We start from the raw sequence: 7,807 nt of genomic DNA, 5'->3' as shown, positions 1-7,807 counted from the left end.
CCGTAACCTCGCTTCCGGAACACCACGCAAGCGCTCCCCGACCACACCCGGAGGGGACGCGCACCTATCCGAGCGTGGCGCCTGCGTCTCCAGGTTGAGTTCTCACATCAAATCAGGCAAAAAATGTTCATTTGAACTATCTGTCCAACGGGCCGGGCTTGTTACATGGGCTCGACCGTGCCCAGCACCCACCGACCGGCTCCGCCGAGACCTTCTTTGCGAATCACCGGATCAATCTACCGTCGCCTCCGGCACCCGACCAACCATCGCTAATAGCCGTTGGACATCACCGCAGGCCCACGCGCCGCACGAGTTTGCCAGAGGGATGTTGCGGTTCTCACAGAGGTCACCGATGCGCCAGTCCGGCACTTTCGCGCCGAGCGAGGGCAGGCGCCTACGGCACCCGCCGTCATGGGAGCGACCGCTGCCGACCAAGATCACCGGGCCGGCACGGGCGCCCTCCGCGCCGAGCGCCACGGAGGCCGAGTCGAACCTTGCCCAGCCCGCTCGGGGCACGACTCGCGACTCGCCAACCGTTCCTCCGGGAACCGAATGCGATACCCGTAACGCCGCAGCTGGGTCACGGGCGGTTACCGAACCCCGCGGACCCACGCACTCGCGCGGGGTCGTAGAGATGGGATTCGGCGCACGACACCGCGGAGGTGAGCGCGCGGCCCACCAGGATCACCGCGGCCTGCCGCAGTCCGGCGGCCTCGACCTGGTCGGCGATGTCGGCCAGGGTGCCGCGCAGGACCACCTGCTCAGGTTGGCTGGCGCGGTAGACGACGGCGACCGGGCAGTCCGGTCCGTAGTCGGCGGCCAGTTCGGCGGCCAGGGGACGGATGCGGGTGATGGCCAAGTGCAGCGCGAGCGTGGCGCCGGTCGCGGCGAAGTTCGCCAGCGCTTCGGACTCGGGCATCGCGGTGGAGCGGGCCTGGGTGCGGGTCAGCACCACGGACTGCACCAGTTCAGGCACCGTCAGCTCCGCGCCGAGCACCGCCGCCGCGGCGGCATAGGCGGGCACGCCCGGCGTGACATCCCACGGCACCCCGTGCGCGTCGAGTCTGCGGGTCTGCTCGGTCAACGCCGAGTACAGCGACGGGTCGCCCGAGCACAAGCGGGCCACGTCCTGGCCCGCGCGATCCGCGCGCACCAAGCGCTCGATGATCTGGTCGAGGTCCAGGTGCTGCGTATCGACCAGTTCGGCGTCCGGCGCGCAGTGCGCCAGTACGCCGGGATCGAGATAGGTCCCCGCGTACAGGCACACCGGCGAAGCGCGCAGCAACTCGACCGCGCGCACCGTCAGCAGATCGGCCGCGCCCGGCCCGGCCCCGATGAAGTGCACGGTCATGCGCGCGAGTGTATTGACCGCCGCACACCGCCCACCCGGCGACCGACACCGAGCACCCAGCACCCAGCACCCAGCACCCAGCACCCAGCACCCAGCACCCAGCACCGAACACCGAACACCGAACACCGAACACCGAACACCGAAGCCTGCGGCCCGACAGCGGCAGCGTCCACAGCGAATCGGCTCGAGCACCGGGCGCGCTGGGACCGGCACGGTCGGCGAGCGGCGGCCCGCGGCCCGATCGTCATCGGGCGCACTCGGCGAAGTGGCCGCTATCCGTACTCGGAATCCGGTGTGGCGGAGGATGCGGCGGGGCGCAGGCAAGAACTGGGGTTCATCGCGCCACGGTGATGTTCACTCGATACCCCTGTCCGCCGGACAGTTGTGCCAGACGTTCGGAACGGCGACGCCCGACCGGCCGCTCAGGCGGTGGCGTCGAAGTGGGCGATCACCTTGTCGGGCCGGAGGCGGACGACGAGTTCGCCGGGGACGCCGTTGCGCTTGCCGAACTCCTCGGCGCGGTCGGCGCCCATGTAGCGGCCGCCGATCTCGGTGGCGGTGCGCAGGAGTTCGTCCGGGTCTTCCGAGAGCGTGACCGTGCCCCGCAACTGGACCGACGCGTAGGGCGGCTCCTCCAGGTCCACGCACACCGAGACTCGTCCGTCCCTGGCGAACGCCTTGCCTTTCGCGGTGGATCTGCCGGTGTTGAAGACCAGCTCGTCCCCGTCGATGACGAACCACACCGGCGTCACCATCGGACTGCCGTCGGCGGCCACGAACGCCACCTTGCCGGTACGGGTGCCATGGGACAGGAAGTCGCGCACTGCGGGATCGGAGAGAGAGGCCATCCGCTCACCTTAGGTCGCGGCCGACTAACGAGCACGCGACGAATCGCCGAGACGCTCACGCACGCCATCCCACGGCAGCGTTGTCAGTCGGTCCCGTCCAGCGGGCTGTAGGCGCGTAGTCCGTCATCGAGTGTCCAAATGGTAGCCGGAATTCGCGAACGCATCTCGAAACTTTGACGCTCGGCCAGCACGCACAAATCCCCCATTCCCACCTTATTCTGAGCGTGTGTCACGTAATCAGCCCCAGAATCGGCACCCTCGAGCAATTTCTCCAGAAACCCCCGGTTCCATGGCACGTCATGCAGCACCCAAGGAGACTTTCCCTCACATATCAATCTCAGAATATTTTCCAGTCGTTGCGCCGTTTGCCTACGAAGCCCGCCCTTGGGTATTTGCGCGATGAAGTTCCCAGTTTCTATCACAGCAGTGATTGGCAGAATAAACCGCTCATCCCGGGACATTCGATTCTTCAGCTCTTCCAGCACCAGCCCCGCAGCCTCGTCGCGCCCAGGTACAGGAACGAGATTGCAGAGAACACTGGTATCGATGAACACGACCTGACGCATCAACGGATACCCAGCAATCTCTCGAACTCGCCGAAGTCGCCCGCATCTTCGTCAGTTCCGCCGACCAGCTTCCCCCCGCTCACCGCGTCCCCGAGCGATCCTTCCGCAAGCGCTGTTGTGTACCCGGGTACATCCATCAACCGTGTCAGAAGGCTATAGCCCGTATTCGGGTCTCGATGGCAGACCACGACGTTTTCGTTGAGTGACCCTTCGGCGGCATCGAGGATCGCCGGGCTGTGTGTCGTCACGAGCACGCTTGTCCCCGGCGTATCGCTGCTCGTCCTGACTAGGTCGAGCACCCGTCGAGCCTGCGAAGGATGCAGGCCGTTTTCGAGCTCTTCGATGACGATGAGCACACCGCCACCGAGTTCTTCGTCTTCGGCCGACTCGGGGCGTGCTCGAACCAAAGAATCGACGTCCAAGCCGTATCGGGATGATAATAGCGCAGTCGCAATTGCGGTGAACCGCAAGAGGCCGTCACTCATCTCACGAGCGGGAGTCCGTTCGATCGTTCCTTCTTTCCCATGCTTTTCATCGAGCGCCAGCATGACGTCACCCAACTCCGACGAAACGAAACTTATACTCTGCACCCCGTCGTCGTCAGAAACGGATCGAACCAGACTCTGAACACGACCGAACGCGGCCGAATCGCGGTGCTGCAGCGTTCGCAGAGCGGCTGAGAGATTTTCACCCGTCCGCCGCAACTCCGCGTCTCTCTCAGGCACGAACCCACGCATGAGATGAGGTACGGGGTCGAGGTGAAAAATCCCCCTCAGCGCGAGTAACACCGCCTCCACTCCCCTGATGACAGAAAGTTCAGCGCCGTTCGTACCGGCAAGCGCCAGCGGGACCTGGCCGATAACCAACCGGCTGTCCCGAAAAGTATATGGGGTGTTCGGGCCGCGCTTACCGTTGTGCACCTCGGCCACGATCCCGGTGCCAGGCGCACCGGCTTCGCGGGTCTCGATAAGCGATCCGTAGCCGACCCTGCCGCTTCTCACCGCTTTCGCCGGACCGGACAGCTTCTCCGCTACCACACGTAAGTCGGGCCGGACCTCGACCGCGAGATCGTAGTCGTATCGATTGCCGTCGAGTTCGACAGAGCATCCGAGCTCGAAGCGCTGCGTCCCATGTGGCGGACAACCCGCCGATCCCCCCCTCACCGTTCCCCCCTCGCGCCTGCGTCCGTCCAGCGCATCCGCTAAGTCTTCGCCTTCGGCGAGACGTGCCAGCACCTCCAATCCGTCGAAGGCGTTCGACTTGCCGGAGCTGTTCCGGCCGATCAAAATCGTCGTGCCTTTCAGCGGCAAAGTCGCACCGCGAAACGACTTGAACGCGGTTAGGCGCAGCTCGATAAGGCGGGATGGCATCACTACGTCAGCATATGCGGCCAGGATTCGCTAGGGCCTCTACTTTCCGCCGAGTCCAGTTCCCCGCATACGCATTCGACCGCTCCGCCGATATCGTCGGTGACCAGGACCTGACACCCCACGCCGCCACGCATCCGTAACCAGCGACCGAACGCAGATCTCGATCAGCGGCCAGGGTGCTCCGGGGATACCCGATAAGCGACCACAGCGCAAGGCGATCAGCACACCCGACCCCTCCCCGGCTACCCACAGGCTTACGGAGCGACCTCGCCCTGGACCCCGAACGCGGCGCAGCCGTGAAGCGGCCTGATCGTCGCGGCAGGCGAACACGCGACCGCCGCCCTCCTGGTCACCCACGACCGCACCCATCCGCACCGGATGAGCGCGCCTACCGCATGGCCGACGGACGGCTCACCGCCGAATCCGCTCCGACCCAGCACGCGGCACTCGCGCCCGAACCGGACTGCCCGCACCTGACATTCCCGCCCGAGGATGCCCATCGGCGGCCACCCATTGGCAATTTAGTAAGCAAATGCATATCATCTACTAATGCTTACTAACTCTTCCGATCATCAAACCGACGACCGCTCCAGCGGGACCGGCGAACAGCCGTTTTCCGCTGGGACCGTGCTGATGCCCTGGCAAGCCGGGCCGCGACACGACACTCCGGGGCCGGTGTTCGTCAGCGTGACCGACTTTCTCGCCTCCTCCGAGGAGGACGTTCAAGAGATCTACAAGACAGGGATGCGGCTGGGCCGGACCTGGCCCGTGATGCACGGCGCGGTCGGCCTCTGGCTTTGGGGTAGGCCGTCGGAGGCGCGCGGCGGCTCGATCTCGGTGTGGGAAACCGAGCAGGACATGCGACGGTTCGTGCGCTGGCCGGTGCACACCGACATCATGCGGAAATGGCGCGGCCGGGTCCGCGTCGCCACCGACTCGTGGCAAGCCCCTGAATTCGACGTGCGGGAGGTGTGGGCACGGGCAAGCAACACGATCGACTTGCGCCCGCACCCACAGGCAGGATGACCAGTACAGCTGCCATGCGCCGATGGGCGAGGAGACCGAGCGCTCCGGAGAAATACTCCGCCGCTGGTGCGCGGATCAGGGCGGCAGCACCCTGGCATCGGCTGGGATCATGCCGAGTTCTCGTATCTTCTCCAGCCGTGCCACCGCGCCATTGATGGCGTTGTCGTGCAGACCGGCGTCGCCGAGCGCCGCCCGGAAGCGGTCCATATCGACCCCCTCGACTCCGCGCAGCACATCGTCCTCGAGTCGCACGCCCTTCTGCGCCATGGCGAAGTCGGAATCGATATTCACTTCCAGCGGTCGAGTCGACAGGGGAAATGATCGACCGTGATCTATGGCGACCACTTCGAGCTGCCCGTCGCGTTCGACGGTGCGGTAGTTGCCGGGATGACGATCGAGCGCCCCGATCACGTAGTCGAGCACCGCGACCTGCTGTTGCTGGACTTTCGGGTAGTCGCCGACCGCCCGCGCGGGTTTGGACTCGACGAACTGCTGGATCATGCCCGGCCCGGAGGCCCGGCCGTCGGGTCCGATGACACCGTCCGTCCGAGCGGTCGGCGGCACCCTGCCGAAACCGAGTAGTTCGTCGACTCGATATGCCGCGATCTCGCGACTCGTCAACGCACCGGGAGCATGCACGAAAGGTAGCCCCGCGTCGTACTCCTCACCATGGATCGGTTTGTAGATGTTCAATTCGCCGTCGTCCGAGCGCATCCTCCGTACTGTGGTGGAGCTTTTCGCCACGACTTCTCTCATCTCGCCGTCGAACCCGACATCCGTGGTCAGCCGGCGCGCACGCATGGCGGATTCGGCCGCACCGGGCTGGTAATCCCACGTTCGCTGCCGAGCCGCCCGCGCCGGATGCGCCTGTATCCGGGTGCGCGTTTCTTCCAGCAGATGCGACGATCGCTCGTCGGCCTCCCGGAATTCGCGAGCGCCGAGGTCCAGCGTGCTACCGGTGCGCCGATAGGTGCCCGCGGCCGTCCGCGTCCCCAGATCCAGGGTTCTGGTCAAGCGCCGGGTGATGTTGCGAAGTAAAGGGGTGACACTGTCTCTCACCGAGAGGGCGGCGCCGACGCGCCATCCGAGCCCGACGCCGGGCGCGCCGACCACGGGGTGCGAGCGCTGAGCCGCTTCGGCTCGTCCGGGCTTTCATCGACGACGCGGTAGTAACTCATCGCCCGCGACTCGAGCAGCGCACGCAAGAAGAGCGGGCCGTCGTCCGGCATGATCCGCGCGGGCCGGTCGAAGACCTCGACACCGCGCTCGTAGAGCCTTTCGGCCATCAGGCATCCGTCGCGATCGGCCACGGTGAGCGTCACGCCACCGCCGGGATCCAACCTGAATTCGGCTACTCGGCGCGCTTGCGGATAACCCACGTCATAGATTGCGACCAGAGTCGGCGTGCCCTCGGCCATGAACCCTCACCTTCACCCGCGACGAACCGCCCGGCAGCGGTCCGACATCCGACCGGCGAAAAGCTCCCGGATCGGAATGTCGACGTCTGATGAGGAATTTACTACTGGACGGTCTGTTCCTCGCGGCAAGGCCGCACAACCACGCCTCCGGATACACCGCGGTCCCAACTCGAGGTGACTGGATGGGTTCGGGCGGTGGTGCTGTGCCGTCGAATGCGGCGTCGACGGACTCGACGGCACGACGATCCTCACCACCCGATACCGCTATCAGGGGAGCCTTACCGACCGCCGTCACGCAGCGGCCGGCCGACTCCTCGCGCGGATCAGCGCTGCCAGGGAAGGCAGCCCGCGGCGCGCAGGCGGGTCGCCAAGCCGGAGCCGATCGTGGTGCTGGAACCGTTCCCCGCGGTAAGGGCAAGCAAGAGGTCGACGCCGAGTCCGGCGCCGAGCGAGCAGCCGAGCAAGTTGATGTCGACCGAGATGATCTCGTCCTTCGGCGCACCGGGCAGGTTCTCCTCGGCATGCGCTGAACTCGCTCCTATCACGACACCGGCGGCCAGTGCCGTGACGAGGACTCCTGCTTCGATGGATCGCACTCAATTCTCCTTGCACGCGTTTTCCCGGCGCAGTTTTGTTGCCGGGCAGTTGATCTCGTGTGTCGCGGGCGTCGACCGTCCGACGACCCGCTGTCGATTGTTGCCTGATCGAGAAGGGCGGAAAACACCGGATGTCACGTCGATCGTCGGCAAGGGAATCAGGAATGCGGTGGACGATACCCGGAATCGAGGGTGATCAGCGCACACACCGCCATGATCTCGTCCGCACGGAATTCCACATGGTTCAGCGCTGGAGTGAGCACCGCGACCGCGCCGACGCGACGCACCACGGTGAGCAGCGCCGCGAGCGACGCGGGCGCGGTCGGGCCGGCGACCAGCGTCCGCGCCAGATCGAAACCCGACGCCTTCGCCAGTGCCCGGATCTCCATTTCGTGCCTGCGCACGCGCCGCCCGGAGATGTCGCGGCGCAGGTATCCGACCACTTTCGGCTTCATGATCACCTCTCGTTCGATGGGAGCGCCCGCCGCCGGGGGCTTTCGCCACCGTTCGCGGCTCACCGCGTCCGGAGTGTCGTGCCGACACGACATCGCCCCGGCGGCGCGCGCCCCTAGAGCCTCGAGGAACGCGGAGCGCACGGCGACGCTGTCAAGCGCGCGAGACCAGGTGTGCGA

General features: G+C 65.9%; 9 protein-coding genes. 1 reads left to right on the top strand and 8 read right to left on the bottom strand.

Annotation, left to right across the window (positions count from 1 at the left end):
* Nucleotides 1–580: 580 nt before the first annotated feature.
* The 4 genes from cobM to ACGF7Y_RS14225 form a co-directional block, all read right to left on the bottom strand.
* Nucleotides 581–1,351, bottom strand: a complete 771-nt coding sequence (gene cobM, locus ACGF7Y_RS14240; RefSeq protein ID WP_393233447.1) for a precorrin-4 C(11)-methyltransferase — start codon at nucleotides 1,349–1,351, stop codon at nucleotides 581–583.
* Nucleotides 1,352–1,773: 422 nt separating this feature from the next.
* Nucleotides 1,774–2,199: a PPOX class F420-dependent oxidoreductase gene (locus ACGF7Y_RS14235; RefSeq protein ID WP_040870050.1), complete on the bottom strand. Its 426-nt coding sequence runs from the start codon at nucleotides 2,197–2,199 to the stop codon at nucleotides 1,774–1,776.
* 83 nt (nucleotides 2,200–2,282) lie between these two features.
* The gene (locus ACGF7Y_RS14230; protein ID WP_393233444.1) at nucleotides 2,283–2,765 is read right to left on the bottom strand and encodes a hypothetical protein; all 483 of its coding nucleotides are present in this window, start codon (nucleotides 2,763–2,765) and stop codon (nucleotides 2,283–2,285) included.
* On the bottom strand, nucleotides 2,765–4,135 hold the full coding sequence (locus ACGF7Y_RS14225) for an AAA family ATPase (RefSeq protein ID WP_393233981.1): 1,371 nt from the start codon (nucleotides 4,133–4,135) through the stop codon (nucleotides 2,765–2,767). Before ACGF7Y_RS14225 ends, ACGF7Y_RS14230 begins: the two co-directional genes overlap by 1 nt.
* Before the next feature lie 549 nt (nucleotides 4,136–4,684).
* On the opposite strand from ACGF7Y_RS14225, the gene ACGF7Y_RS14220 reads away from it, so the two are divergent.
* Entirely contained in the window at nucleotides 4,685–5,161 is a 477-nt protein-coding gene (locus ACGF7Y_RS14220) for a hypothetical protein (RefSeq protein ID WP_393233441.1), read from the top strand.
* Nucleotides 5,162–5,236: 75 nt separating this feature from the next.
* Here the strand turns inward: ACGF7Y_RS14220 and ACGF7Y_RS14215 are convergent, their stop codons facing one another.
* The 4 genes from ACGF7Y_RS14215 to ACGF7Y_RS14200 form a co-directional block, all read right to left on the bottom strand.
* Complete coding sequence (locus ACGF7Y_RS14215; protein WP_393233438.1) at nucleotides 5,237–6,175, bottom strand: hypothetical protein; 939 nt, start codon at nucleotides 6,173–6,175, stop codon at nucleotides 5,237–5,239.
* Between the two features lie 41 nt (nucleotides 6,176–6,216).
* A complete protein-coding gene (locus tag ACGF7Y_RS14210) occupies nucleotides 6,217–6,579 on the bottom strand; it encodes a hypothetical protein (protein ID WP_393233435.1) in 363 nt (120 codons plus the stop codon).
* Between the two features lie 323 nt (nucleotides 6,580–6,902).
* Nucleotides 6,903–7,175: a hypothetical protein gene (locus ACGF7Y_RS14205; RefSeq protein ID WP_393233433.1), complete on the bottom strand. Its 273-nt coding sequence runs from the start codon at nucleotides 7,173–7,175 to the stop codon at nucleotides 6,903–6,905.
* 158 nt (nucleotides 7,176–7,333) lie between these two features.
* On the bottom strand, nucleotides 7,334–7,630 hold the full coding sequence (locus ACGF7Y_RS14200; protein ID WP_393233430.1) for a hypothetical protein: 297 nt from the start codon (nucleotides 7,628–7,630) through the stop codon (nucleotides 7,334–7,336).
* Between the last annotated feature and the right edge of the window lie 177 nt (nucleotides 7,631–7,807).

Source organism: Nocardia sp. NPDC047654 (assembly GCF_043205035.1).
In the GTDB taxonomy this organism is placed as follows: Bacteria; Actinomycetota; Actinomycetes; order Mycobacteriales; family Mycobacteriaceae; genus Nocardia.
Note: the sequence above shows the minus strand (reverse complement) of the source record. Positions and strands in the feature narration are given on the sequence as shown.